Genomic DNA, 26748 nt, shown 5'->3' with positions numbered 1-26748 from the left:
AGAACACCGAACACCGAACACCGAACACCGAACACCGAACACCGAACACCGAACACCGAACACCGAACACCGAACACCGAACACCGAACACCGAACACCGAACGCGCCGCATGCCCCTGTCTTCGGCCTGGCGCCCGAGTGGCTGCTGTCCGACGGGGTTCCGCTCGCCCGGGCGATGGTGCTCTCCCACCCCGAGCAGCTCGGCCGGCTGCGCGAAGCCTGCCCCGAGGCCGCTCCGACGGCGGTGCTCGGCGGCGACCCCTGCTTCGACCGCATCCTGGCCGCCCTTCCGCACCGGGAACGCCATCGCCGCGCGTTCGGCGTCCGGCCCGGACAGCGGCTCGTCGTGCTCAACTCCACCTGGAACCCGCAGTCGCTCTTCGGTGACGCCGGCACGGACGACCCGCTGCCGTGGCTGCTCGACCGCCTCACCGCCGAACTCCCGGTCGACGACTACCGGGTGGCGGCCGTCCTCCACCCGAACATCTGGCACGGCCACGGCCCCGGCCAGGTCCGCCTCTGGCTGGACCGCGCCGAGCGGGCCGGCCTCACCCTGATCGACCCCCTGGACAGCTGGCGACAGGCGCTGATCGCCGCCGACGCGGTGATCGGGGACTTCGGCTCGGTCAGCTACTACGCCGCGGCACTGGGCACCCCCGTTCTGCTCGGCACGGCCTCCGACGAGGTCCTGGGCGCCACCTCGCCGGTAGCGGCCTTCGTCCGCAAAGCCCCCCGACTCGCCCTGGACTCCCCCCTGCGACCGCAGCTGGACCAACTCCTGACGTTCCATCAATCTATGACCAGTGCCAGCGAATTGACGACCTCGGCGCCCGGCGAGGCGGCCGGCCTGCTGCGTTCGCTCTTCTACGAGGTCATGGGGCTGCCCGAGCCGACAGAGCCGGCTCTCCTGGACCTTCTCCCACTCCCGGACTACCGGCCACCGACCCGAACCGTGCCGCTGCGGGTCCGCACCCGCCCGGGGCCCCGCCCGCACGAAGTCACCGTCGAGCGGGTCGCCGAAGGCCGGTACGGGCCTTCCGGGCCCGGCTCCGATCACCTCGCGGTGCACGAGGACACCCTCGACCAGGGCCTCCTCGGTCTGGCCGACGCGATCCTCCGCTACGGGGAGGCCGACGACCCCCGGATCGGTCCGCCCCGGGAGTGGGCCGCGGCGACGCTCGCCCGCTACCCGAACTGCTCGCTCGCGGCCTTCGTATCCGGTCCGGACACCTGCGAAGTGCTGCTGCGTGAGTGGGGATTCGTCCGCCTCACCAGTCCCTCGCTCGACCCGGCGGCGGCCGCCTCGGCGCTGTTCGCCCAATTGGACGGCGCCGCCGTCCCCCGACCCCTGCGACCCCTGCCGCCGATGGAGCTGACGGTGCGCACCGGCGGCGCGTCCCACCCGGTCCTGGTCAGTCCCGTTCCGTGAGGCACTGCTGCCGCAGGCCCGCCAGGTAGCGCAGATGGGGCTCCGCCTGCTCACGGTCCAGGATCGCGGTGGCCTCGTCGATCGCGGCCAGCGCCTGATCCGTCGCCGAGGTGTCCGCCCAGGTCTCCGCGAGATTGGTGAGGGTGCGGGCCGCGTTGTAGTTGTCGCGCAGACGCCGGAATTCGGACAACGCCTCCGTCAGCCAGACCCGGGCCCGCTCGTACTCGGCCAGGCCTCGCAGCGCCCGCCCCCGGTGCCGCTTCAACAGCGCCCGGGCCCGCGGAACGTCCCCCGCCCGCTCGTGGTCCGGGCCGATCGAGGCGAGCAGTCCGTCAGCCCGCTCGAAGCAGTCGTACGCGGGCTGCCACCGCCACTGCCGAAGCCTCAGCAGCCCGAGCGACTCGACGGCCGTGGCCTGGCCCAGCAGGTGGCCGGCCCGTTCGAACGCCGAGGAGGCGTCGACCAGACAGCTCTCGGCCTCGGCCAGCAGGTCCAGTTCCATCAGGGCGAACGCCAACTGGGTGTGCATCCGGCCGGCCATCGCCGAGTCCGGGTCGTGCGCGACCGCCGCCCGCACGGCGGTTCGCAGCGCCGGCAACAGGGCCTCGTGCCGACCGGCCTTGAGCTGCACCGCCCACGACGCCTCCGCCAGCTCGCACGCCGTGGCCGGCGCGGCCAACTCCTCGGCGGCGAGCACCGCCTCGACCAGGTTGCCCACCTCCGCGGCCAGAGCGGCCAACGCCGCACCGGCGTCCGGGTAGTCGCCGGGCCCGAGCTCGCGGTAGAGCGGCCCGACGTGCCAACGCTCCCGCAACGCCGCGTAGTCGGCCCGGACGGCGAAGCGCAGCAGGTGCTCCACGGCACGCGTCACCGCACCCGCGCACGCGGCCAGCCCGTCCACCCGCGCCGCCTGCTCCTCGGCGAACCGGCGCACGGCAGGCCGGTAGCGGTAGCGGCCCTCGGGTGTGGCCTCCACCAGACCGGCCTCGGCGAGCCCGGCCAGCAGGACACCAGCACGCTCAACCGTGGGTCCGCCGGGGCCGGCGACCGCCACGGCCAGCTCGGGACCGACGGCCGGCCACGGCCGCAGGGCACAGAACCGGAACAGCCGGGCCTCCTCCGGCTCCAGTACCTCGTACGACTCCTGCACGGCGGCGCGCACCGGATCACCCGCGTGGGGATCGCCACCGCCATCGCCACCACCGCCCCGGCCCCGGCGCTGCTGGGGGATGAACGCCAGCCGGGGAGCTGCGGCGCGCAGGGCGAAGGGCGATCCGCCGCACCGTTCGAGAACACCCGACAGGGCGGGGCCGGCGGCGGAGACGGTCTCCTTCCCCGCGAGGTCCGTGAGCAGCCGCCTGGCATCCTTGTCGGACAGCGGCCCCACCGGAATCGGAACGGCGTCGAGACCGGTGAGCGGACGCCGGGCCACCACGACCGTGACGACGCCCGGGGCCGCGGTGATCAACGGCCGGACCTGGGCCGCCGACCGGGCGTGGTCCAGCACGACGAGCAGCTGCCGCTCGGCGACCAGCGACCGGAACCGCTCGACCCGATCCTGCGCGGCCGGCGGAACCCGGTCCGCCGGCATGCCGAGGTGGATCAGGAACTGCCGGAGCACAGCGGCCGCATCGGGTGCGGTGGCCGGCGACCCGCCGGAGAGGTCCGCGTAGAGCTGCCCGTCCGGAAACCGCTTCCGCTGCAGCGCGCCCCAGTGAACGGCCGCGGCGCTCACACCCATTCCCTGAGGCCCGTACAGGACACTGACGCGGGGCGTGCCGTCCGCCTTCCGTCCGGCCTCCTTGTCCAACAGCGCCAGCACCTTGCGCCGGTCGGTGAAGAAGCGGTCGGAGGGCGGCAGCAGGGAGGGCGCCGCCAACGGCCCGGACCAGCCCCCGCCCTGGCCGCCCAGCCAGGCACGAAGCGCCCTGGCCTGCGCGGGATCCGACCCCGCCACATCCAGCAACAGCTGCGCCACAGTGGCCCGTTCGGCGGCATCGGTCGGCGCCGGCACGTCCCGCCCCGTCACCCGGCGGACGAAGGCACCCGCCGACTCCCAGGCCCACTTGCCGGCCTCGTTCGCCACGCTCGCACCCACGGCGCCGAAAACAGCGGCCACCGCCGACAGCGACACCGGCTCGAACACCCCACACCCCCTGGTCCATCGCGGCACACCCGACCAGCAGCCGCCGCACCCTCGCGTCCGGCCCCACGGTAGCCTGCGCAACCTCACCGTGGGTGCACAGTCGCCTGCTTGCGAGTCGGTTCGGTCCCGTGCCTCGTTCCCGCCACAGCTCCTCCGGTGCCGGGGCGGTCTGCCACACTGGAGCGCGTGTCCACCGCTCCGCAGCCCCAGCCCTTCGCCTACCTCCAAGCCCCGAACGCCGTCCTGTACGGCCGGATCCTGGACGTCTTCGCACAGGCGCGGGAGCGGTTCATCGTCCATCTGCGGCCCGAGGACGTCGCGGCGGAGCTCCGTCGCCGGGACGCGGCGGAGGACCGGAGCGCGGTGCCGGTGTCGATCGAGGCGGTGGGTGGCGCGCTGGAGAAGCTGGTCGACTGGGAGAACCTCCGCGCGGACGCCGACACCGGCCGGGTGACGTCGGTCGAGGACTTCCACCGGGCCCGCTACCTCTACCAGTTGACCCGCCACGGCCAGGCGGCGCTGCGGGCGATCGCGGTGTACGAGGAGTCGCTGGGCCGGCGCGGGCAGCTGCAGTCGGTGGCGCTGGCGGACATCGCCGAGCACCTGGGTTCGCTGCTGGTCCTCGCCCGGGAGGAGGATCCCGACCCGGCCAAGGCGCACCTGGCCCTGCTGGCCCTCGCCGAGCGTTTCGGCAGTCTGGCGGACAACGCCCAGGCGTTCATGGCCTCACTGCGTCGCACGATCGACTTCCAGGACGGCGACGAGGAGGCGTTCATCGCGTACAAGGACCGGCTCGTCGAGTACATCGAGCGATTCATCGCCGATCTGGCGAACCGGGGCGCGCAGATCGCGGACGTGCTCGCCAAACTCAACGCGACCGGAGTCGAGCGGTTGCTGCTGGCCGCAGCGCAGCGCGAGGCCGGTGACGCCGTACCGGCGGCCGAGCCGGACGGGCAGTCGGCCGAGCAGGCCCGCGCGGAGGCGGAGCGGGCCGCTCTGACCGGCTGGGAGAACCGCTGGCGCGGCCTGACCGACTGGTTCCTCAGCCGCTCCAGCCGGCAGCCGTCGCAGGCCAAGCTGCTGCGCGGCGCGGCGGTCAGCGCGATCACCGGGTTGGTGAACACGGTCGCCGCGTTGAACGAGCGGCGCGGCGGGCGCTCGGACCGCACCGCCGACTTCCGGGCCCTGGCCCGGTTCTTCGCACAGACCCCGGACGACGCCGCGGCGCACCAGCTGTGGCGGGCGGCTTTCGCCCTCACCCCGGCCCGGCATCTGACGGTGGACGCCGCTACGGAGGAGGCGTGGCGGGAAGCGGACCTGTCGGCCACCACGCCGTGGGCGCAGGCCCCTCCGTTGGAGATCAGCCCTCGGCTGCGCGAGACCGGCTCGTACGAGCGGCGGGGCGCCCCCAACCGGACCGCGGACCGGGCGGCGGCGCGGCGGGTGCTGGCCGAGCAGGTCGAGCTGGAGGCCGCCCAGACCGACGCCGCGCGCGCCCTGCTGGCCACCGACGGCCCGGTGCTGCTCTCCGAACTGGCCGGGCCGGACGGGCTCGACCCCCAGGCCTTCCGGCTGTTCCTCGCCGCACTCGGCGACGCGCTCTCGGCGCGGGCGCCCGGCGACAGCGAGTCCTCGGCGATCACCGGGGACGGCACGATGGAGATCCGGTTGAAGCTGGTGGACCTGGACACGATGGTGCGGATACCGACCGCGGACGGCGTGCTGTTCGGTCCCGAGCACGTCATCGAGATCATCGACCTCGCACCTCACGGGAGTGCGGCATGACGGACGCCGAGATCCGGACCGAGCGCCGACGGGCCGCCCGCGCGCTGCTCGCGCAGCCGCTGATGACCAGCGGCAGCGAGGAGTTCCGGCTGGTGCGCAAGCATGCGGGCGAGCTGGCCGCCTGGTTCACGCACGAGACCGGCTGGCGGCTGCTGGTCGACACCGAGACGGCCCGGCTGTACAAGACGCCCGCCCGGCTGGACGACACGACCAGGCCCGCCCGCGCTCCCCGCACCAAGGTGGCGTTCACCCGCCGCCGCTACGTGCTGCTCTGCCTGGCACTGGTGGTCCTGGAGCGGGCGGACGCACAGATCACCCTCGGCCGGCTGGCCGAGGGCGTGCTGACGGCGGCCGGGGATCCGGTGCTCTCCGCCTCCGGCATCGAGTTCCGGATGGACCGCCGGGAGGAGCGCTCGGACCTGGTGGCCGCCGTCCGGCTGCTGCTGGAGTGGGGCGTCCTGCACCGGGTGGCGGGCGACGAGGAGGCGTACCTGTCGGAGTCGTCCAACGACGTGCTGTACGACGTGCGCCGCCGCGTCCTGGCCGCACTGCCGGCCGCCACCCGCGGCCCGTCGACCGTGGAGGCCACCGATCCGGACCGGCGCCTGGTCGAGCTCACTCGTGAAGTCGCCCCGGACACCGAGGAGCTGCGGCTGCGCGCGCTGCGCCACCGGCTGACCCGCCGGCTGCTGGACGACGCGGTGGTGTACTACGCCGAGCTACCGGAGGACGAACACACCTACCTGGTCTCCCAGCGTTACGCGATCACCCGTCGAATTTCCGAACTCACCGGACTGGTAGCGGAGTTGCGGTCCGAGGGGATCGCCATGGTGGATCCGGACGACGAGCTGACCGACGTCCGGATGCCCGAGCAGGGCACCGAGGGCCACGTCACCCTGCTGGTCGCCGCCCATCTCGCCACCACCGACGGCGGCCACACCGAACCCCAACTGGTCGAGCTGGTACGGCAGCTGGCCGTGCAGCACCGCACGTACTGGCGCAAGTCCGCCGCCGAACCCGCCGCCGCGGCCGAACTGCTCGCCCAGGCCCTCGGCCGGCTGGCCGCCCTCGACCTCATCGCCCGCAGCGGCGAGACCGTCACCGCCAAACCGGCCCTGGTCCGCTACGCCCTGGCCGCCCCGACCGTCCGAAAGGCCCGCTCCCGCTCATGACCCTGCCGCAGCCCACCAAGAACCGCTGGCAGCCACTGCGCGCGGGGCTCGTCGACATCTTCCACTACGACGCCGAGGAGTTCCGCTTCCACGACGGGCGGCTGCTCCTGCGCGGCAACAACGGCACCGGCAAGTCCAAGGTGCTCGCCCTCACCCTGCCGTTCCTGCTCGACGGCGAGTTGGCCGCCCATCGGGTCGAGCCGGACGGCGACCGCGCCAAGCGGATGGAGTGGAACCTACTGCTCGGCGGGAAGCACCCCCACGACGAGCGCACCGGCTACACCTGGCTGGAGTTCGGCCGGATCGACGAGGACGGCCGGCCGCAGTACCGGACCATCGGCTGCGGCCTGAAGGCGGTCAAGGGGCGTGGCATCGCCAAGCACTGGTTCTTCACCACCACCCTGCGCATCGGCCCGGACCTGCCGTTGCTCTCCGCCACCCGCGTCCCGTTCACCCGGGAACGGCTGCGCGACGCGCTCCAGGGCCACGGCCTGGTCCACGACACCGCCGCCGAGTACCGCCGGGCCGTGGACGAGCAGTTGTTCGGCCTCGGCCAGGGCCGCTACGAGGCGCTGGTCAACCTGCTGATCCAACTGCGCCAGCCCCAGCTGTCCAAGAAGCCGGACGAGAAGCTGTTGTCGAAGGCGCTCACCGAGGCGCTGCCTCCGCTCGATCCGGCTCTGGTCGGCGAGGTCGCCGAGGCCTTCCGCGGCCTGGACGAGGAGCGCCACGCCCTGGAGGCGCTCGCCGAGGCCTCGGGTGCTTCGAGCAACTTCCTGACCCACTACCGCCGTTACGCCGGGATCGCGACCAAGCGGCAGTCCGGCGTCCTGCGCGCGGCGCACAGCCGGTACGAGCACCTGGGCCGCGACCTGGGCGAGGCCGAGGCCGAACACACGGCCGCCGAGGAGCAGTTGGCCCGGGCGGAGGCCCGCCTGGAAGAACTGGAGGACGTCCGGGCCTCGTTGACCGCCGCCCGGGAAGCGCTCACGCGCAGCCCCGAGATGGACGCGGCACGCGAGCTGGAACAGGCCGGCCGGACGTCGGAGGCACTGCGGGCCGTCGCGGACGACCGGGCCTCGGCCACGGAGGCCGCCCGGCGCCAGGCAGCGGACTGGCAGCGCCGGGCGGCCACCGCGCACGCCCAGCACGACGCCGACCGGACCGCCTTCGACCGAGCCGCCACCGCCGCCGCGCAGACCGCCGAGGCGGCCGGGATCGACCACGCCCCGACCGCCGAGGCGCTGGAGCGCGACCGCGCCCCCTTCAAGGAGACCCATCGCAGCGGCGAGCACGCGGTCGAACGCCGCCGCCAGGCCATCACCGGCCTCACCACGCTGCTCACCGACACCGAGCGGGCACACGGGCGGGCCCGGGTCGCGAAGACGGAGGCCGCCCGCCGCGCCGTCGATCTGGAGGCCGCACGGGAGCGCTCCGCCGATGCCGGGCAGGCCGTCAGCGACCAGGGAACCGCCCTCGTCGAGGCCTGGTACGGCTGGGCCGGCGGCACGGTCGAACTCCGTCTGCCCGACACCGATCAGGCCATCGCGGCACTCGAAGCCTGGACGGACACCCTCGCCGGGCCCAACCCGGCGGCCGAGGCCGCAGCCGCCGCCTACCGCACAGCGGTCTCCGCACTGACTCGGCTGGAGGCCGGACTCGACTCCGAGGCCGCCGCCACCCGGCGGCACCTCGACGCGCTGGCCGAGGAGATCGCCCGTCTGGAAGCCGGCGGCCAGGACGCCCCGCCCCCGGTCCACACCCGCGATCCGCACGCCCGTAGCGGCCGCCCGGGCGCTCCCCTGTGGCGAGCCGTCGACTTCGGGGACGCCGTCCCCGCCGAGCACCGGGCCGGGATCGAGGCGGCGCTGGAGGCCGCCGGGCTGCTCGACGCATGGCTGACCCCGGACGGCACGCTGCTGGACGCCGACGACGCCGTCCTGCTGCCCGACCCTGCAGCCGTCGGCACCAACCTGGCCGCCGTCCTGCGCCCGGCCGTCGACCGGGCCGATCCGCCGGCCGCGGCCCTCGATGACGACGCCGTCCACACCGCCCTGACCGCGATCGGCCTCGGCGAGCGGTCCGGCCACCACACCTGGGTGGCCGTCGACGGGCGCTACCGGATCGGTGCGCTGACCGGACGCTGGACCAAGCCCGCCGCCCACTACCTCGGCGAGGGCTCCCGGGAGGCGGCCCGACGGGCCCGGCTCACCGAACTGGCCGACCGGCGGGCGGAACTCACGCTCGCGCTCCGGCAGGTGGACGAGCAGCGCGGCGAAGTCCATTCGCGAGTCGCCGTGCTGTCCGCCGAGCAGCAGAGCGAGCCCTCCGACCACGCGCTGCGCGAGGCCCACAGCCGCCAGAGCCACGAGGCCGCGGCCGCGGTCCGCCTGGCCGAGCGCCTGGCGGAGGCCGAGCGGGACGCCTCGGCCCGGTACGAGGAGGCGGAGCGCGCCGACCAGGAGGTCCGCGACTACGCCTCCGACACCGACCTGCCCACCACCCGCGAGGCGCTCGACCGGATCCGCGACGCCGTCTCCGGATACGCCGCGGCCCTGGCCGCCCTGCTCCCGGCCGCCACCGCCCGGTCCCGGTCCGCGATCCTCGCCGCCGACACCGCTGCCGAGGCCGAGGCCGCCGCCACCGCGCTCGCCGAGGCCGAGGAGGCCGCGACCGCGGCCCGCCGGACGGCCGACGCGGCGGCCGAGCGGTACCGGGTGCTGTCCGAGACCATCGGTGCGAGCGTCGAGGAACTCTTCCGCCGGCTGGCCGAAACCGACACGGCGATCACCGAGCGGGACACCGAGGAGCGGACCACCCGGCGGGCCCGCGACACCGCCATGACCGCCCGCGCCCGGGCCGAAGGGCGCCGCAGCGAGATCCGTACCCGCATCGACGAAGCCTCCGCCGAACGCGACCGCGCGGTGACCGCCCTGCACTCCTTCGCCGCCACCGGCCTGCTCACCGCCGCGCTGCCCGGCATCGCCGTCCCTCCGCTCGACGAGCCCTGGGCACCGACGCCCGCCGTGGCTCTGGCCCGTACCGTCAACCAGGAACTCCACGACACGGACGACTCCGACCGCCGCTGGGAGCTGATCCAGCAACGGATCTCCACCGAGCACAAGGTGCTCACCGACGCCCTCGGCCGCCACGGCCACTCGGTCGGCATGACCCTGCACGACGGCATCATGCTCGTCGACGTGATCTTCCAGGGCCGCACCCACGACGTGCCGGCCCTCGCCGACTCGCTGCGCGAGGAGGTCGAGCAGCGCGGCCGGCTGCTCTCCGCCAAGGAGCGCGAGCTGCTGGAGAACCACCTGGTCGGCGAGGTCGCCGGGGCACTCCAGGAGCTGATCGCCGGAGCCGAGGAACAGGTCGCGGCGATGAACCTCGACCTGGCGGCCCGGCCGACCTCGACCGGCATGGCCCTGCGCCTGCAATGGCAGCCCGCCAAGGACGCACCGGCCGGGCTGGAAGCCGTCCGCACCAGGCTGCTGCGCCAGTCCTCGGACGCCTGGACCCCGGCCGACCGGGCCCAGGTCGGCGAGTTCCTGCAGGCCAGGATCGCCCACGACCGCGAGGAGCACCCCGGCGACTCCTGGGTCGACCAGCTCACCCGCGCCCTCGACTACCGCGCCTGGCACGCCTTCGCCATCCAGCGCCGCCAGGACGGCCAGTGGAAGCCCGCGACCGGTCCCGCTTCCGGCGGCGAGCGCGTCCTCGCCGCCTCCGTCCCGCTGTTCGCGGCGGCCTCCTCCCACTACTCCTCCGGCAGTCCGCACGCCCCGCGCCTGATCGCCCTGGACGAGGCGTTCGCCGGCGTCGACGACGACTCCCGGGCCAAGTGCCTCGGCCTGCTGGCCTCGTTCGACCTCGACGTGGTGATGACCAGCGAACGCGAGTGGGCCTGTTACCCGACCGTGCCGGGCATCGGCATCGCCCAGCTGAGCCGGCGTGAGGGCCTCGACGTCGTCCTGGTGACCCCCTGGCGCTGGGACGGCACCGTACGCACCCGCGAACGGCGCCCCGTCCCGCACGTCCCGGCCCAGACAGGAACGGACGACCAGGCGCAGCCGTCCCCGCTCGACGGCGCCGGGACGGGCGGGCGATGACCGACCTACCGAGGCTGCGCCGCCTGCTCGGTGGCCCCGACACCGCCTGGCTACTGGCGCGCGCCCGCGACCGGATCGCCTGCGGACGGGCCCTGGACACCCCCGCCACCCTCAGGAAGGCCACCGCCGAGCAGCGCCGCGCGGTCGAGCTACTGCTCGGCCGGCGCCTGCGCTCCGGCGACTCCCTGTCCGTACCACTGGCCGAGGTCGACCGGGTGCTGCGCGCGTCGCTGGCCTGCCCCGACGGGCTCGCGGCCGCGGTGGTGGCCCTGACCGGCCCGGTGGCCGACCTCCGCGCCCAGGAAGCCGTGTCCGCGGCGGCCTGGCAGCGGGCGCTCGCCGAACTCGACCACCCCGACATCACCGACCGGCCCGAACTCGCCTCCTGGCGCGCCAAGGTGGAGGCGGCCGGGCTGCTCAAACGGCTCTCCGGAGGCGACCCCGCGGCGGCCCGGCAGCTGGCCTCCGACGCCGCGCGAGTGCTCTCCTCCCTCCCCGCCGACGGTGTCACCCTGCCCGTCTTCGCCGCCCGCACGCTCGGCGACGCCCACGCACTGGACGCGGGCCGCCCGCTCGCCGCCCTGGTCCACTCCGCCGTCCGCGCCATCTCCGCCGTCGAGCTGCCCGGTGGCTCCGAGGGCCGCCGGGCCGCCTGGGCCGCTGCCGGTGTGGCGCTGGACGAACTCTCCTCCCGAGTCCTGGTCCTGAACCTGCCCGGCTCCACGACGAGTACGACCGGACGCATCCTCGCCGCCGCCCGGCGAGGCGGCGAGCCGTGCGTACTGACTCTCCGCCAACTGGTCGGCGGGCCGGCCGGACAGGACCTGGGGCTCGGCGGACGCACCGTTCACGTCTGCGAGAACCCCGCCGTCCTCGCCGCGGCCGCCGGCGAACTCGGCCCGGACTGCCCGCCCATGGTCTGCGTCGAGGGCAATCTCTCCGTCGCCGCCCGCACCCTGCTCGCCCACGCCGCCGGGCACGGCTCCCCGATCGCCTACCACGGCGATTTCGACTGGGGCGGCATCCGCATCGCCACCACCGTCCTGCGCCTTCCCGGCGCCACCCCCTGGCGCTACGACACCCCCTCCTACCTCGCCGCCGTCCACGGCGGCCTCGGCACCCCGCTCTTCACCGGCACTCCGGCTCCTACGCCCTGGGACCCGGCCCTCGCCCCGGCCATCACCCACCACGGCATCCGCGTCGAGGAGGAACACCTGCTCGACCGGCTGCTCGCAGACCTCCAGCGGCACCTCCCTTGATCTCCATGTGAACCCGCGGCCCCCTGCCCCCTCAGTCGCGCCCGTCCCACCGGGGCGGGCGGCCCCAGTCGGCTCGGGTGGCCGGAGCGGGGCGGGACGACTGGAGGGCGAAGAACTCGGCGACTCGTCTGAGCAGGTCATTGGCCGACCGAAGTTCCTCGATCTCCGACTCCAGCCGAGCGATGCGTCGGGCGTGGGCCTCACACATACCAACCTCCTCCGGCTCGGGCATCGGTGCCCCGGCTATCCCTTGACGTTCCGTCGGGCCGAGCCGACCAGGAACACCACCGCGAGCATCGCCGCGGACAGCGCCGCGATCAGCAGCGGGCTGGGACCGGCCGGCCGGCCGGCCACCCGTACGGCACCCATGAAGTCGAGGGCCGCCACGTTGTTGACGAGGATGTACCAGACCGGCAGGTAAACGGCCTGGAAGACCCGGTGGGTGCGGCTCACCACGCCGAGCGACATGGCCAGCGAGGGGATGAAGAGCACTCCCCCGAGCCAGTGCGCCGTCCCGGCGCCGTCGCCCGCCACCAGCATGCGCACCAGCGGGGCGACGCCCATCGCCGCGGTGAGCACCAGTCCGGACGCCCACTCCGCCAGCAGCCTGAGCCGGGCCGCGGGGTAGGCACCGAGCAACACCTCGAGGCCGTTCTCGACCTGCTGGCTGCCCAGCCTCGACCAGATCAGCACCGGCCACAACCAGACGGCGGGGAGCAGCATGCCGGTCACGGTGTCCATCGGCAGCGCGAAACCGGCGGCGGTGAGTGCGCCCGCGACCAGCCACCACCATGGGGAGACGCCCTGCAGGAGGATGCGCACCTCGCCGACGAGCAGGCGGCCGACGGCTCCGGCCCGGGTCGGCTCGGTCTGCGGCAACTCGCCCGGGGCCGTGGACCAGCGGAACGCAGGATCTTCCACCGGGTCGGTGCCGAGCGGCTCGGTGGTCGAGGGCGCGAGCGGCTCAACGGCCTCCCTCCGGGCCCGGACCGGGAAGCCGACCGAGCGCGCCGGGTCGAACCGGCCGAACCACAGCGCCGGCAGCAGGGCCACGGCGAGCGCCAGCAGGATCAGCACCAGCCGGCCCAGGACGAACCCGCCGGAGGGGGCGAAGTCGTCCCACATGAAGGTGCCCAGCGGCTTGGTGACCTTGGTCAGGCCGAGGCTGAATCCGCCGTCTCCGGTCTGCAGGTGTTGGGCCTCCATCGAGGCCTTCATCGACCGGGCGACCTCGTGCACGCCGAGACCGCCCAGCGGCGCGGACCCCGACTGGCCGCCGATCGAGATCATCAGGGCCAGCACGAACCAGATGACGTTCCCGAAGCCGGCCCGCAGCAGCGGCACCGTCTCGAAGAGGATCGCGGCCGCGGCGGTCAGCGCCATCAGCGGCAACGAGAGCAGCAGGAACGGTTCGAGCAGGGCGACCGGGTCGACCGAGCGGTTCTCCCCTCGGGCCATCTGCATCACCAGCGCGGTGACTGCCAGCACGCCGACCATGGAGGCGAGCACCAGCAGGTTGCTCAGGAACTTGGCGAGGAGGTAGCTGCGGGTGCGGAGCGGGGTGGCGGCCAGGACCTGGCCGACGCGGGTCGTCTCATCCCGTGCGATGCCGCTGCGCACGACGTAGAAGCCGCCGAAGGTGAGCCAGAGCGCACCGGCGAGAGCGGTGACCGCGCCGACGTAGGCACTGTTGTAGACCCCTCGGCTGCCTCCCACATCCATGATCACCCACGTGCTGTCCACCTTCGGTACGGCCAGGTAGCCGAGACCGACCGCGGCCAGCAGCGTCACCGCGTACGCGGGACGGCGCACCCGGTCGCGGAAATCGCCGACCGCAAGGCCTGCGAGGGCGCGTGCGTTCACCGCCGCACCGCCTGCCCGGTCGGGATCCGCTCGGCGGACCGGTGGATGACGCCCAGGTAGGCGTCCTCGAGGTCGGGCGACACCCTGGTCGCGTCCGGGAACGGCGGGGCGGCGGCGAGCACCCGCAGGCGCACGCCGTTCGCGGTCCGGACCATGCGACTGACCACGTGGCGGGCCTGCACGGTCGCGACGTCGGCCGGGGCGACCACGGCCTCCCAGACCTGCCCGTCGATCTCCCGGAGCAGCTCGTCGGGCGCACCCCGGCGCAGCAGGCGGCCCTGAGCGACCACGGCGATGTCCGAGGCGACCGACTCGACGTCGGAGACGATGTGGGTCGAGAGCATCACCACCCGGTCGGCCGCGAGGTCGCTGAGCAGGTTGCGGAAGCGCACCCGCTCCTCCGGGTCCAGGCCGGCCGTCGGCTCGTCGACGACGATGACCTTGGGATCGGCCAGCAGGGCCTGCGCGATGCCGACCCGGCGCAGCATGCCGCCCGAGTACTTGCCGAGCGGGCGCTTGACGGCCTCGGTCAGGTTCACCAGCTGGATCAGCTCGTCGATCCGGGCCCGGGCCGAGCGTGCGGAGAGCCCCTTGGCCGCCGCCAGATAGGACAGGAACTCCCGCGAGGTCAGGTTGGGGTAGACCCCGAAGTCCTGCGGCAGGTAGCCGAGTTCGCGGCGCAGCAGATCCGGGTTGGCCACCGCGTCGGACCCCTGGTAGCGCACCTGGCCGCTGGTGGGCTTGGTGACCGTGGACACGATCCGCATCAGCGACGACTTCCCAGCGCCATTGGGCCCCAGCAGGCCCAGCATGCCCGGGCCCAGGTTCATCGTCATGCTGTCGACGGCGCGCTTGCCGCCCTTGTAGACCTTGGTGATATCGATCAGTTCGAGCATCGTCTCTCTCTTCCCCGTCGGACCGGTCGGCCTCAGCCCTTGAGGTCCGTCTCTTTGCCGTCGCGCGTCACGGCGACGCCGCGGGGCACCTCCACCCGGAACTTGGCGTCGCAGTTGGCCAGTCCGGTGCACTGCGCCTGGAGTTCGAGGGTTCCGTCCTCCAGCGTCCAGATCTCCTTGGCGTCACCGACCTTGGCCTTGTCGAACCAGCGGGTGACCTTGACGTCCTTGCGGTCGGCCGGGACGAGGTCGGTGGGGATGCCGTGCGCCTTCACGTTCAGGGACTTGCCGCTGAACTCGAAGGCCTTGTCCTCGGGCGCGGCGTCCGAGGCCTTGGCGCAGCCCGTCAACGGGATGAGGGCGGCCACGGCGAGAGCGAGCAGGGCGGGTGTCGCCTTCGGGCGAGAAATCACCGGTACCTCCGGGAGTCTGGGATCGGGCACGGTGGAGATCCTCGCCGATCCGCGGCCGCCTGCCATCTGCCGTTCGGCAGATATTCGCGCCGTACGCGGGCGGTCTCCGAGCCGTCGGGACCGGTCAGCCCCGGCCCGTCCGGTCGGGTCGCAGCGGCAGTTCCCCGCGGACGCGCCAGCCGCGGGCGTGCGGGCCGGTGGACAGGTCGCCGCCGAGGGCGCCGATCCGCTCGGACAAGCCGGCCAGGCCGGTGCCACCGCCGCCGGGGCGGCGGGCCAGCAGACCGCCGGGGCCGCCCTGCCGTCCGCTGTCGGTGACGGTGACCCGCAGGGCGGGGCCCGGGACGCGAACCACCTCCACCTCCAGCCGGGCCGCGCTCGGGGCGTGCCGGCGGACGTTGGTCAGCGCCTCCAGGACGACGCGGTAGGCCGCGTCCTGGATCTCGCGCGGGGCGGCTCCCTCCAGGCCCGGCTCCAGTTCGAGGGAGCCGCCGGTCGTGCCGGACGCCAGGAAGCGCTCCACCAGCTCCGGGAGGTCGGCGAGGCCGTGGACCTTGGTCGGCGGAGGTTCGGCGAGCGCGGGTGCCTCCGGGTCGCGCAGCGTCTGCAGGGTGTGGTCCATCGAGTCCAGCGCCCGCAGGCCGGCCGCCTCCAGGCGGGACAGGAGCTCTCTGCTCTGTTCTTCGTCGTAGGCGCTGACCTGGGCGGCCTGGACCTCCAGCAGGATCCCGGTCAGCTCGTGGGCGACGAAGTCGTGGAGATCCCTGCCCACGTCGAGCCGCTGCTCCCGGCGGGCGCGCTGGACGGCGCGGGCCCGCTGGTCGTCCTGGACCCGCAGGTAGAACCCGACGCCGACGGCGCAGGCCACCGGGAACGTCGCCATGGCGACGGCGACCACCGACGGCCCGAGGACCGTCTGCGGCAGCCGGAGGGTGAAGCGCAGCGGGAGGGCCATCAGGGCGAGTGCCAACGCCGAACCGACCAGGGCGACTTGGCGGACCGGCGCCCGCCGGATCACCTGCCAGGTCAGCACCAGCATGGCCGCGAATTCGACCGGGAGCCACGGCAGCACCAACCCCCGCGGTCCGGGATAGACGGCGTCCGTGACGAGCGAGAGCCCCGCGACCAGGCCGGCCGCCAGGACCGGGGCGACCGGACCCAGCGGCCGGCGCAGGATCGCGGTCGCCATCGCCGCGACGGCGACCACGACCACGATCCACGCACTCGGTGGGGCGATCACCGCCGGAGCCGCGATCAGTGCCGTCGCCGTCGCACACACCGTGCGGCGGCGATGCGCATCAGGCATCAGTTCGGTCTGCACGGGCCGAGCCTACGCACGGCAGGGGAACGGCGCGCCCCCCGACAGATGACCGATCGTCAGGCATCTGCCGTTCGGCAGATCTTTTCGACACGACCGGACGGCATACTGGACCGGCGGGAGATCACGCAGCCCCACCCACCGGGGTCGGTGCCGACCCCGGCAGGGCCCGGGGCCTGGACCAACGGCGCATGACGGGCCGCTCCACCAGGACGTTCATCACCCAGGCCAGCAGCAGCGACAACAGGAGGGCGGCGATGATCAGCGCGATGCCCACCGGCAGGCCGTAGGTGGGGCCGACCAGTTCCCCGTCCTTGTCCACCGTCCCCAGGGCGAGGTGGCCGTACTTGAGCACCAGGTTGTGCACCAGGTAGAAGGCGAAGGAGAGTTCACCGAGCCTGACGACGAGGCGGTGGTTGAGCACGATGCGCCGCCCGGCCATCTCCCCGGCGGCGAGAGAGGCCGTGAGCAGGCCCATCGGGATCACCGTGGCCGCGCTGAGCCGGTACAGGTACGGCAGTTGCTGCCCGATCACGTAGCCGACCACGAGCAGCGGCACCGCCACGAGCGGTCGCATCCAGTCGATCCAGCGGCCCGTCAGCACGATCCGCGCCAGCAGCATCCCGAGCAGGCACTCCGCCAGGCGGGTGAGCGGGAAGAAGTACACCACCCAGTACTGGTCGATCGACACCCCGAAGAGCGGCATGGGGCGGTCGTCCGCGACGAAGTTCTGCGCCACCACCGGCACCAGGACGGTGACCAGCACGCAGGCTCCGGCCCAGAGCCAGAGCAGACCCGGCCGGATCCGCTCGATCAGCCGGTACAGCAGCGGGAAGAGCGCGTAGACGGCCAGGTCCGCCGAGAGCGACCAGGTGACGGTGTTGCCGACGTCGAAGTACGAGGGGTCGGGCACCCACGCCTGGAGCAGCAGGGCCTGGGCGCCGAGTCCTGACCAGTCGGTCAGGTCGCCGTAGTGGCCGATCAGCAGGATCACCGCCACCAGGGCGACCCAGTGGCTGGGGAGGATTCTGAACAGCCGCCGGCGCCAGAACCTGCCGACGCCGTCGGCCGGGCGGTACGACCAGGTCAGCACGAATCCGCTGAGGACGAAGAAGTACGACACCGCGACGTGCCCGGAGGTGCCGAGGGCGTTCAGGTAGTCCCAGTCCGTCCGGGCGTTGTCGAAGATTCCCTCCAACGAACTGTGGAAGAGGAAGACCGGAATCATCGCGAGGAATCGCAGACCGGTCAGTGAGTCCAATCGGGTTCGGTTTGTTCGATCGTGCATGGGGGTGCCTTTCGCTGTTTCGGTGCCGCATGTGCACCGGACCGGCCACCCTGATCCGCGATGACTTCGGCACTCGACGTGCGAAGGAACACCTCACTCGGCCAATCGACCGGTCGCGTATCCCATCTCGAAGGCGCGCACGGCGATTCCGACCCTGTTCTTGACGCCCAGCTTGCGCTGAATGCTCGCCACGTGGGTCTTCACCGTGCCCGCCGAGATGAACAGTTCCCCGGCGATGTCGGAGTTCGTCTTCCCCTCGGCCACCTTCCCCGCGATCTCCGTCTCCCGCCCGGTCAGCGACTCGACCATGGCCGGGCCGCCCGGACGGACGCCGGTGACGTGCTTGAGCAGCCGGACCGTGATGGAGGGGCTGATCAGGCTGTCGCCCGCCACCGCGGCCCGGACCGCCTCGACCAGCAAGGTCGGGCCCGAGCGCTTGAGCAGAAATCCGGAGGCGCCGTGGCGCAGCGCCGGGTACACGTATTCGTCCAGATCGAAGGTGGTGACGACGACCACCTTGATCGGAGGCGTCGCCGAGGGGCCGGCGATCAGGCGGACCACCTCCAGACCGTCCATGCGTGGCATCCGGATGTCCACCAGCGCCACGTCCGGCCGGAGCCGGCGCGCCGCTTCGACCGCGGCGACGCCGTCCGCTGCTTCGCCGACCACCTCCATGTCCGGTTGGTTCTCAAGGATCCGCCGCATTCCGCGGCGGACCATCTCCTGGTCGTCTGCGAGCAGTAATCGAATGGTCACAGCCAGGAATTCTGTCATAGCGGCGGACCGGGGTGCTCCGGTCCGCCGGGTGGGACCGGGTCCGGTCAGCCCTGCCGGGCCGCCAGGCTCGCGGGCCGCATGTCCGTCCAGTTGGTGTTGACGTAGGCGATCGCCGCCTCACGGTCGGCGTCGGCCAGGACCGTCCGCCAGCCGGCCGGGACGTCCACGAAGACCAGCCACAGCGAGTGCTGGCCCTCGTCGTTCACCAGGACGTGGAAGATGGCGTCGGGGTCGTCGAAGGGGTTGGGAGAACTCATGGTCGCGCCTCCTCAGGCCGAGATCCAGGTTCGTTGGTGACTGCGAAACGGCACCGGCGTGAGTTCGCGGCTCTGCAGCAGGGCCATGCCGAGCGAGGTGAGGGTGTGCAGCGCCGTGTTCCGGTTGCGGGCGGTGGTGATCAGGCCGGCCCGGCGCAGGACCGCGGCGTGCTTGCTGGCGCCGGCCAGCGATATGCCCAGCTGTTCGGCGAGTTCACCGGTGGTGCGGCTGTCGGTGAGCGCTTGGATCGCGGCCGCCCGGGTGTGGCCGACCAGCGCGCCGAGCGCCTGTTCGTCCGACTGCCACGCATCCCAGAGCCCGGGCTTGACGCCGGAGCCGATCGGGAAGACGACGGCGGGCCCGCCGGCCTCGCGGTCGTCGTCGATGAACACGCAGGACTGGTCGTGCAGGAAGAACGAGGGGCTCAACACCAGCCCCCGGCCGCCGAGGTGGACGTCCCGATCCGGCCCGCCGCGAACCTCCAGGGTCGGCGCGTTCCAGATCAGCCGCGGGTGGAGGGCGCTCAACAGCCGTTCCGCACCGAGGGCGATCGCGACCCGGCCGCGGGCGTCCCGCACCCGCTCCAGCTGCGGCTTGACGTCCGCCCAGTGCGGCAGGACCGCGACCTGGGTGAAGGAGCTCAGGAGCGCCGTCGGACCGGCCTGCCCCTCGCCAGGCGCAGTGGACGTCCCGAGCAGCTCGATCAGGTCGGTCAAGTTCGGAGCCTGTTGCGCAAGTAACTCCAGCTCCGCGGTGCGCACGCCCAGGACGGCACGCACTCGCATGCGCCAGGGCTGGAACGCCACGCTGCCGCTGTGGCTGAACCGGTGAAGGGCGAAGACGCCCTCCGTCAGCGGGCCCAGGCCGGCGACCATGCGCAGCCGGGCCAGATCCTCGACGGTGAAGTGAATTCTCAACACAAAGACTGCCCCCGTAAGTCGCTTTATCAGGCGGGACTCAGTACCTGTTCAATCCTCGCTGCCCCTCAGGACCCGGCCGCCATGCAGCGTCTCGGCGTAGGAGAACACGTGACCGGCGCCCACTTCGACCGGGGCGAGCCGGGCGAAGTCCGCTCCCAGCACATCGAAGAATCCGAACTCGGCCGCCCCCGACCACACCTGCGAGAACTCCACATCGGACACTTCGGACGCCACAAGAGCCGTCTCTCTAGGTCGAGTTGACGTCCAGTCAGGGATATGCAAAGTGTGCGCCAACGGTACCATGTGCAACCCTGGCGGCTCAGGGGAGATTCCCGTCAGTGTCACCGATGCCTCGACGGCCCTGCGGCCGTGGACGGACATCGTTGCGGCGAAGGTCCCGCCAGGAGCCAGCCTGGGCCCGGCCCGGCCCACGGTGGCCGGCCGGCTCTGGTGGACGACCCCGAACTGCTTGGGCATGCCCTGCACCCAGCCGCGCATCATCGGCACGGGCTGGTCGACCCAGGCGTACGGGCACCTCGCCATCGGCTCCCCCTCGAACTCGCAGGCGAGCAGGACCAGGAACTCTGAGAAGCGGTTGCGGCACGGGTCGGCCAGCTCTTCCCCCGAGTCCGAGCACCATTGCCACTCCGCGAAGACGGCCGCCGCCGCGCCGGCGTCCCTGCCCGGCGTCAGCCCGGGTGGCAGGAAAGCGGCCACGGCCTCGGGTTCGACCCGGTAGTCCACCATCACCACCTCACCGGTGAAGTGCCATGGGGGCGGGGTGAGCATGGACGACCCTCCGGACGGGGAGAGCGGCAGGCTGTACCCCCGCAGGCCGCCCACGACGGCGGGCATCCCCTCATCGGTCACGGACACATTCGGCTCCTGTCGATAGCGGGGTCGCCGACGGGTGGGTGGTCGACGGCGGCGAAAGGGTGCGCCAGGCGGCGGCCAGCCGCTCGGCGGCCATCACCAGTCGCCCGGACGAGTTGAAGCTGAAGGCCAGCCGAAAGGAGTTCTCGCCACCAGGGCCGAACCGGGAACCCGCGGCGATCCGGACGCCGGCCAGGGCCGCCGCCCGGAGCAGTTCCGCCTCCCGGTGGCCGGCCACCGGCTCCAGCCACAGGAAGTAACCCCCGGACGGGACCCGGAACCGCACCGGCTCCGGCAGGTCGACGGCCCGCAGGCCGGCCACCAGGGCATCCCGGCGCGCCGCCAACTCCCCACACAGAAAGGCCACATGGCGATCGTATTCACCGTTCGCGAGCACGACGGCGGCGGCCAGCGAGGCGGTGTGGTTGAGCGAGCCGCCGCTGACGAAGAGGCCGTGCGCCGCCAGCCGGTCGACGAGTGCGGGATCGCCGAGCAGCCAGCCCAGCCGCAGCCCCGGGGCGAGCGTCTTGGAGAAGGTGCCGAGCCGGAGCACGCCCCGGTGGTCCGCCAGCGCGGCGAGCGACTGCGGTGGCTCCGCCGCCGGGTCGAGCGCCAAGCCGGCGTACGCGTCGTCCTCGACGACGAGCAGCCCGTACTCGGCCGCGACGGCGAGCAGCTCCCGTCGCCGGGCCGTCGTCAGCGTCCGGCCGGTCGGGTTGTGGAACGTCGGGTTGAGGTAGAGGAAGGCAGGCCGGACGCCCCCCGGGGCCGGAGCGCGAAGGGTCTCCCGCAGGGCCTGCGGCGACATGCCGGCGGAGTCCGCCGGCACCCGCCGCAGGGTGAGCCGGCAATCGGTGAAGAGCTTCTGGGCCAGGTCGTAGCAGAGGCCGTCGGTCAGCACCGCGTCCCCCGGGGAGGCCAGCGCGGTGGAGATCAGGTAGAGCGCCTGCGAGGTGCCCGCCGTCACCAGGACGTTCTCCGGCCCGCACGGGTGCCCGTCCGCACGGGTGGCCCGCTCGGCGAGTGCCTCCCGCAGCGGATGGGCCCCCGCGTTGTTCCCGTACGCCAGCGCGGCGGCGCCGAACTCGGCCAGTGCGCTCACCTGCGCCTCCCGCACGAGCTCCACCGGGAGCAACGCGGGGTCGAGGTAACCGGGCCCGAGGTCGATCACTCCGGGCTCGGCCGTCTCCTGCACCAGACCGCGCTGCCACCGCCGGGCGTGGCGGGCGGGCGTCGCCACGGTCACCTGGATTCCAGGACGGACCTGAGCAGGCGGACCGACTCGGCGAGCGGCTCGCGCGAGCGGGCCAGTGCGATGCGCAGCATCCGGTCGCCCTCGGCCGGCTCGGCCCAGTGGAACTGCCGGCAGGGCAGGGCGAAGACATTGTGCTCCCGCAGGGCCTCCCACACCTCGGTACCGGTGCGGCCGGAGAAGCGGACCCGCTCCACGCTGGTTCTGCTGTCGGGGTCCGGGAAGTCGACGCCGGGCACGCCCGCCAGGCCGGTCCGCACCAGCTCCCGGTTGCCCGCGATGAACTCGTGCAGCTCGCCCAGCCCGCCGGAGGCCGCGTCCTCGGCGAAGCGGCGGATCATCGCCAGGATCAGCGGCGAGACGCCCAGCAGGATGTCGGAGTAGATCTTCTGCACCGGCAACCCGAGGTCCTCCGAGGCGACCAGCATGCCGGCCTTCAGGTCGAGCGTGGGCCAGAGCTTGCCGGTGTCCTCGATCACCGCCCAGCGGCAGCCGCTGGCGTCGAGCACCGCGTAGTGGTCGTAGTGGGCGCGCGGATCGAAGCCGCGGAAGGACGTGTCCAGGGCCAGGACCACGTCGTGCTCGGCGCACTGCTCGGCGATCCGGCGCAGCCGCTTCTCGCTGACGACCCGCCCGGTGGGGTTGTTGGGCGTGGTCAGGAAGAGGCAGCCCACCGAGGCCAGGAACTCCGGCGTCAGGTCCTCGCCGTGCAGCGGGTCCTCGGCGATCGGGACCAGCCGCAGGCCGTTGCCGCGCAGCAGGTCGGCGATGTTGTCGAAGGTGGGGTGGACCAGGGCGACCGTCTCCACCTTGGACGCCAGCGCCCGGGAGAGGATCTCCATCGCGACGGACGAGGAGTAGCAGCTCATCACCCGGCCGTGCTCGGACGGGTAGCCGTCCTGGCCGAGCAGGGTGAAGTAAGCCTCGTGCGCCTCCCGCTCGATCTGCTCGACGGGGCGGCGCTCGCCCTCGGCGAAGAGCAGCGGCAGCTCGTCGACGACCTTCGTCTGGCCAGGGGTCAACGCCTGTCGGGCGTGCCCGTCCGCGATGTTCAGCTCGCTGTTGAGGGCGAGGTACTCCCACTGGGTCAGGTTGCCCTTGTTCTGCTGTATTCCGGTCACGGTTTCCTCACGTGAGAAAAATGGGGGCTTCGGTGACGGTCAGTAGATGACCCGGGAGTCGGCGCTGAGCCGGTACTCCCGGGACTTGCGAAGGTCGCGGGCGATGTTGAGACGGCGCAGCCAGCGGTCGGTGCCGTCGTAACGGGCGCGGAACGGATTGCGGCCGTGCACCACCCGGTAGTTGTCGAGGAAGCAGATGTCGCCCGGCCGTAGGACGACTCCGGTCAGGGCCCGGTCGATGGCGGCGCCGATGGCGTCGAGCGCCCGCTGCTCCTCGTCGTCGTGGACTCCCTGCATGTAGTACGGGTCGATGACCAGGTAGGGGTCGTCGGGATCGCCGAACAGGACGGCCAGCGGGTCGGGCTGCCGCAGCGCCTGCTCCACCCGCTCCAGGGCTCGCCGGCGCAGCAGTTCCTCGCGATCCTGCGCCCCGGCGGACTGGGCACCGCCGCGGTGCGCGTCGTCCGGCAGGATGCGGAAGCGCGGCTCGCTGAGCGCGGCCCTGGCCCCGGCGTCCAGCTCGACGTCGGCGATGTCCGCGACGGTGGTCTCGACGCCGTCCGGGTTCCGCAGGCACATCAGACCGAGGTAGTCGGTGCGCAGCGGGTGGAAGGCGTCCTCGGTGTGCCAGCTGAGGGTCTCGGCGCTTCCCCACCCGATCTGGTCGTGCTCGTGCGACTTGACCGGGTAGACGTCGTGCATGATCAGGCCGTCCTGCTGGGTGGCCCAGCCGATCGGGTCGCCGAGCACGCTCCCGATCAGGAAGAAGGCGATGTCCTGGCTGAGCGAGGGGGACGGGGCGGGCTTCCTGCGACGCTCGGCCGGGGTGGGTCCGAGCAACGCGTCCTCGACGTGGAGACCGGAGACCACGAGGGTTCCGGACTTCTCGGTCAGTCGGAACTCGTTGAGCCTCCCGCGCAGTCGGCGGGGCAGTTCCTGCGCGTGGGTGCGGCTCTCGCGCTGGAACACCGGCGACTCCACGGTGTCGTACCGGTGGGCGAGTTCGTCGGCGATCGCCTCGACGGCCAAGACCTCTTCGTCGGTGAGTCGGATGTGGAACACGAGCGGGACCTCCCTTGACGGTCCTGGGGCAGACCTCCCGGTGCACCGGGAGCCTCACTGATGTCCGCCGGGGGTTTCCAGACACTTGAACAGAGAGTGAAATTGCCATGGGGCCGGAACGGCGGTTACCCGCGGGTCCGGTCGGCCGCTGGGAAGCGGCGCAGCACCGGGCTCGCGGTCGTACCGACGGCGATCAGCGCCAGTGCCCCGGCACAGGCCAGTACGGCCGCGGTGCCGCCCCCGGACCTGGCCACCAGCACTCCGCCGGCCAACGGGCCCAGCGCCCCGGCCCCGCCGGAGCACAGGGCGGCGATGGAGCTCACCCGGCCCCGGAGACCGTCGGGGGTGACCATCAGCTGGTGGGTCATCACCGTGGTGTTGGCCACCGGTGCGAACAGGGCCGCGAGGCCGAGCAGCACGCCGAGCGGCACGCCACCCGAGACGACGGCCATCAGGGCCGTCGCGACGGCGGCCAGCCAGGCGAAGCCCAGCACGATCACCGGCGCCGGCAGGCGGCGGTGGAGCCAGGGGGCGAGGGCGGCTCCCAGGAGTCCGCCCACCCCGAGGCAGGCCATCATCAGGCCGATCTCGCCGGGCGCCGTCCTGTCCTCGTTGGACACCGCCAGGATGATCACCAACAGGGCGTTGAAGACCAGGTTGGTGCCCACCATCCAGACGAGTGTGGTCCGCAGCACCCGGTTGCGCAGGACCCAGCGGAACCCTGCGGCCATCTCGCCGCCCATCCCGCCGTCCGGCTTCCCGGTGCCCGGGCCGGCCACGGGGGGCAGCCTGAGCAGGGTCAGCGCGCCCGCCGAGAGGGCGAGCACCGCGGCGGTCACCGCGAAGGGGTCGGTCGGGTGCACGGCGAACAGGAACCCCGCGACGGACGGGCCGAGCAGGGTGGCCACGTACGGGCGGGCTGCGTTGCGGGCCACCGCGGTGGAGAGTTGGGACTCCGGTACCACCTGCGGTAGGGCCGCGTGCTCGGCCGGCTCGAAGACCGAGCCGAGCGCCCCCTCCAGCACCACGACGGCCAGCAGGTGCCAGTAGCTGTAACGGTCCAGGGCCAGCGCGGCGGCGAGGCTGCCCATGCCGACGGCCCGCAGGGCCTGGCAGGTGAGCATCACGGTGCGCCGGTTCCAGCGGTCCGCGATCGCGCCGGCGGGGATCGCGGCCAGCATCCGGACGGCGGCGAGCACGGACGAGGCCGTGCCCATCTGGATCGCCGATCCGGTGTGGGCCAGGATCAGCAGCGGGATGGCCACCATCGCGATCTCGAAGGCCAGTTCGGAGAGCAGCTGGCCGGTCCACAGGATGTTGTAGTTGCGGTTGCGGGACAGCGGCCGTGCCGTCGGCGGGCCTGGCGGCCCACTCGTCGGTTCACCATCCGGTCCCGTCGTCGGTTCACTCGTCGTTCCACTGGTCGGGCGTGCGACGGTCATTCACTCACCACTTCTCGGACCGGCCTCGGCGCGCGAGCCGGCCGGACACCTGGAGGTACTCGACCCGGCCGGTGCCGGGATCGCGGAGGAAGCGTCCGGCGTGTACCAGGCCGACGGACGGTTCGCCGCCCGCCTCACGCATGGTGAAGCGCAGATCGGCGGTGCAGCTCAGCTCGTACTGCGGCGGGCCGCCGAGGCCGAGCAGCAGCCCGGGCCCACCCCGGGTGACCAGGTACTCCAGGTCGCCGTTGGCGTAGCCGCCGAGGCAGTCGTCGGGCGCGTCCGCCGGATCGCCGTCCGTGTCCAGGGCTCCCTGCCCAGGGACCGCGAGCCCGGCCTCGCGGAGCTTCCCGACCACGTCGGCCCACAGGTTCTGGCCGGTGTTGGCGTTGGTGGTGAGGACCACCACCGTGCCCTCGACGGGCTCGAACCTGAGGTGGCAGGAGATCCCGTCGCCCGTGCCGTCGTGGCCGTACCAGTCCGAGCCGCCGTCGCGGTACCGGGCCCAGCCGAGCCCCCAGCCGTCGGCCATCCCGTACGGCCCGAAGGGGACGCCGGCGAGCTGGTCCCGGCGCATCTCGGCGACCGTGTCCGCGGCCAGCAACGGGCCCGGCCGGGCCAGGAACTGGCGGGCGAAGAGGGCCACCTCCCCGGCGCTGAGCGCCAGGGATCCGACGGACGCCTCGACCACCGACACGCCCTGCTCGGGCACCGGGATCGTCCGCCTACCCGGCGCCCGCACCACGTGGCCGCCGACCACGGACCTGCCACCCGGCTCGCGGACGTCCCCGACGAAGGCCGGGGCGGTCCCGAGCGGGGACAGCAGGATCGCGTCCAGCGCCTCCGGCCAGGGCATTCCGGTGATCTCCTCGACCAGGAGGCCCGCCAAGACGTACCCCACGTTGGAGTAGGAGAACGCCGTCCCCGGCGCGGCCACCTCGGACTGCCGGTTCGCGTACCGGGCCGCCAAGTGGCGCGCGCTGCCGGCCTTCCCGGCGTCCTCGGGCACGACCGCCGGCAGCCCCGCGGTGTGGCTGAGCACCTGCCGGACCGTCCCGGTGGTGTCCAGCCCGGCCTCCGGGAGGTGGCAGGCCACGAGGTCGTCCAGCCCGGCGTCCCCGTCCGCGACCAGGGTCATCACCAGCGCGGCGGTGAACGGCTTGGTGAGCGAGGCGAGCGGGAAGGCGCTGTCGCGGCGGACCGGCCGGCCGACGCCGAGGACCTGCTCGCCGACGGCCACCGACACGGTGCGGTCCCGGTGGTGAACGGCCAGTTGGGCGCCGGGGACCCGGTGCGCCCGGCACAGCCGTTCCAGCAGCGCGGACAGGCCCGGCTCGTCGATCGGGTGCTGGTCGCTCATGC

At 73.0% G+C, this 26748-nt stretch carries 21 protein-coding genes; 5 read left to right on the top strand and 16 right to left on the bottom strand.

Translation table 11 applies throughout. The features are described 5' to 3' along the window. A partial coding sequence (locus AB0O82_RS24855) for a hypothetical protein (RefSeq protein ID WP_363586151.1) occupies window positions 1–1429 on the top strand: 1429 nt, incomplete at its 5' end. Here the strand turns inward: AB0O82_RS24855 and AB0O82_RS24850 are convergent. After that, the gene (locus AB0O82_RS24850) at window positions 1413–3575 is read right to left on the bottom strand and encodes a tetratricopeptide repeat protein (RefSeq protein ID WP_363586150.1); all 2163 of its coding nucleotides are present in this window, start codon (window positions 3573–3575) and stop codon (window positions 1413–1415) included. The two genes, AB0O82_RS24855 and AB0O82_RS24850, sit on opposite strands and share 17 nt — an antisense overlap. A 186-nt stretch (window positions 3576–3761) precedes the next feature. On the opposite strand from AB0O82_RS24850, the gene AB0O82_RS24845 reads away from it, so the two are divergent. The 4 genes from AB0O82_RS24845 to AB0O82_RS24830 are packed head-to-tail and all read left to right on the top strand — an operon-like array spanning window position 3762 to window position 11903. Continuing rightward, the gene (locus tag AB0O82_RS24845; protein WP_363586149.1) at window positions 3762–5360 is read left to right on the top strand and encodes a TIGR02677 family protein; all 1599 of its coding nucleotides are present in this window, start codon (window positions 3762–3764) and stop codon (window positions 5358–5360) included. After that, on the top strand, window positions 5357–6532 hold the full coding sequence (locus tag AB0O82_RS24840) for a TIGR02678 family protein (RefSeq protein ID WP_363586148.1): 1176 nt from the start codon (window positions 5357–5359) through the stop codon (window positions 6530–6532). The genes AB0O82_RS24845 and AB0O82_RS24840 overlap by 4 nt, the downstream gene beginning before the upstream one ends. Beyond that, window positions 6529–10644 carry a TIGR02680 family protein gene (locus tag AB0O82_RS24835; protein ID WP_363586147.1) on the top strand — a complete coding sequence of 1372 codons (4116 nt, stop codon included), beginning with the start codon at window positions 6529–6531 and terminating at the stop codon, window positions 10642–10644. Before AB0O82_RS24840 ends, AB0O82_RS24835 begins: the two co-directional genes overlap by 4 nt. Continuing rightward, the gene (locus AB0O82_RS24830) at window positions 10641–11903 is read left to right on the top strand and encodes a TIGR02679 family protein (RefSeq protein ID WP_363586146.1); all 1263 of its coding nucleotides are present in this window, start codon (window positions 10641–10643) and stop codon (window positions 11901–11903) included. The genes AB0O82_RS24835 and AB0O82_RS24830 overlap by 4 nt, the downstream gene beginning before the upstream one ends. A 31-nt stretch (window positions 11904–11934) precedes the next feature. Here AB0O82_RS24830 and AB0O82_RS24825 read toward each other — a convergent pair whose 3' ends face one another. The 15 genes from AB0O82_RS24825 to AB0O82_RS24755 all read right to left on the bottom strand — a co-directional run bounded on the left by AB0O82_RS24825 (window position 11935) and on the right by AB0O82_RS24755 (window position 26746). Then, a complete protein-coding gene (locus AB0O82_RS24825) occupies window positions 11935–12111 on the bottom strand; it encodes a hypothetical protein (protein ID WP_363586145.1) in 177 nt (58 codons plus the stop codon). Between the two features lie 35 nt (window positions 12112–12146). Beyond that, the gene (locus AB0O82_RS24820; protein WP_363586144.1) at window positions 12147–13766 is read right to left on the bottom strand and encodes a hypothetical protein; all 1620 of its coding nucleotides are present in this window, start codon (window positions 13764–13766) and stop codon (window positions 12147–12149) included. Beyond that, a complete protein-coding gene (locus AB0O82_RS24815) occupies window positions 13763–14662 on the bottom strand; it encodes an ABC transporter ATP-binding protein (protein ID WP_363586143.1) in 900 nt (299 codons plus the stop codon). Before AB0O82_RS24815 ends, AB0O82_RS24820 begins: the two co-directional genes overlap by 4 nt. Before the next feature lie 32 nt (window positions 14663–14694). Continuing rightward, on the bottom strand, window positions 14695–15075 hold the full coding sequence (locus tag AB0O82_RS24810) for a hypothetical protein (protein WP_363586142.1): 381 nt from the start codon (window positions 15073–15075) through the stop codon (window positions 14695–14697). A gap of 124 nt (window positions 15076–15199) precedes the next feature. After that, a complete protein-coding gene (locus AB0O82_RS24805) occupies window positions 15200–16381 on the bottom strand; it encodes a histidine kinase (RefSeq protein WP_363586141.1) in 1182 nt (393 codons plus the stop codon). A gap of 136 nt (window positions 16382–16517) precedes the next feature. Then, window positions 16518–17654 carry an acyltransferase gene (locus tag AB0O82_RS24800; RefSeq protein WP_363586140.1) on the bottom strand — a complete coding sequence of 379 codons (1137 nt, stop codon included), beginning with the start codon at window positions 17652–17654 and terminating at the stop codon, window positions 16518–16520. A 120-nt stretch (window positions 17655–17774) separates the two neighbouring features. Next, a complete protein-coding gene (locus AB0O82_RS24795; RefSeq protein ID WP_363586139.1) occupies window positions 17775–18437 on the bottom strand; it encodes a response regulator transcription factor in 663 nt (220 codons plus the stop codon). Between the two features lie 65 nt (window positions 18438–18502). Then, entirely contained in the window at window positions 18503–18715 is a 213-nt protein-coding gene (locus AB0O82_RS24790) for an MbtH family NRPS accessory protein (RefSeq protein WP_363586138.1), read from the bottom strand. Between the two features lie 12 nt (window positions 18716–18727). After that, window positions 18728–19636 carry a winged helix-turn-helix domain-containing protein gene (locus AB0O82_RS24785; RefSeq protein WP_363586137.1) on the bottom strand — a complete coding sequence of 303 codons (909 nt, stop codon included), beginning with the start codon at window positions 19634–19636 and terminating at the stop codon, window positions 18728–18730. A 48-nt stretch (window positions 19637–19684) separates the two neighbouring features. Further along, window positions 19685–20512: an enduracididine biosynthesis enzyme MppR gene (gene mppR, locus AB0O82_RS24780; RefSeq protein WP_363586136.1), complete on the bottom strand. Its 828-nt coding sequence runs from the start codon at window positions 20510–20512 to the stop codon at window positions 19685–19687. Next, complete coding sequence (locus AB0O82_RS24775; RefSeq protein ID WP_363586135.1) at window positions 20496–21755, bottom strand: aminotransferase class I/II-fold pyridoxal phosphate-dependent enzyme; 1260 nt, start codon at window positions 21753–21755, stop codon at window positions 20496–20498. Before AB0O82_RS24775 ends, mppR begins: the two co-directional genes overlap by 17 nt. Continuing rightward, a complete protein-coding gene (gene mppP, locus AB0O82_RS24770) occupies window positions 21752–22882 on the bottom strand; it encodes an enduracididine biosynthesis enzyme MppP (RefSeq protein WP_363586134.1) in 1131 nt (376 codons plus the stop codon). Before mppP ends, AB0O82_RS24775 begins: the two co-directional genes overlap by 4 nt. Before the next feature lie 39 nt (window positions 22883–22921). Further along, window positions 22922–23944 carry a guanitoxin biosynthesis L-enduracididine beta-hydroxylase GntD gene (gene gntD, locus AB0O82_RS24765; RefSeq protein ID WP_363586133.1) on the bottom strand — a complete coding sequence of 341 codons (1023 nt, stop codon included), beginning with the start codon at window positions 23942–23944 and terminating at the stop codon, window positions 22922–22924. Window positions 23945–24069: 125 nt separating this feature from the next. Next, window positions 24070–25386 carry an MFS transporter gene (locus AB0O82_RS24760; protein WP_363586132.1) on the bottom strand — a complete coding sequence of 439 codons (1317 nt, stop codon included), beginning with the start codon at window positions 25384–25386 and terminating at the stop codon, window positions 24070–24072. 4 nt (window positions 25387–25390) lie between these two features. After that, window positions 25391–26746, bottom strand: a complete 1356-nt coding sequence (locus AB0O82_RS24755) for a serine hydrolase domain-containing protein (protein ID WP_363586131.1) — start codon at window positions 26744–26746, stop codon at window positions 25391–25393. Window positions 26747–26748: the final 2 nt, after the last annotated feature.

The organism is Kitasatospora sp. NPDC088264 (assembly GCF_040685715.1).
Classification (GTDB): domain Bacteria; phylum Actinomycetota; class Actinomycetes; order Streptomycetales; family Streptomycetaceae; genus Kitasatospora.
The sequence above is the reverse complement of the archived record's forward strand: the minus strand, read 5'-3'. Positions and strand labels throughout refer to the sequence as shown.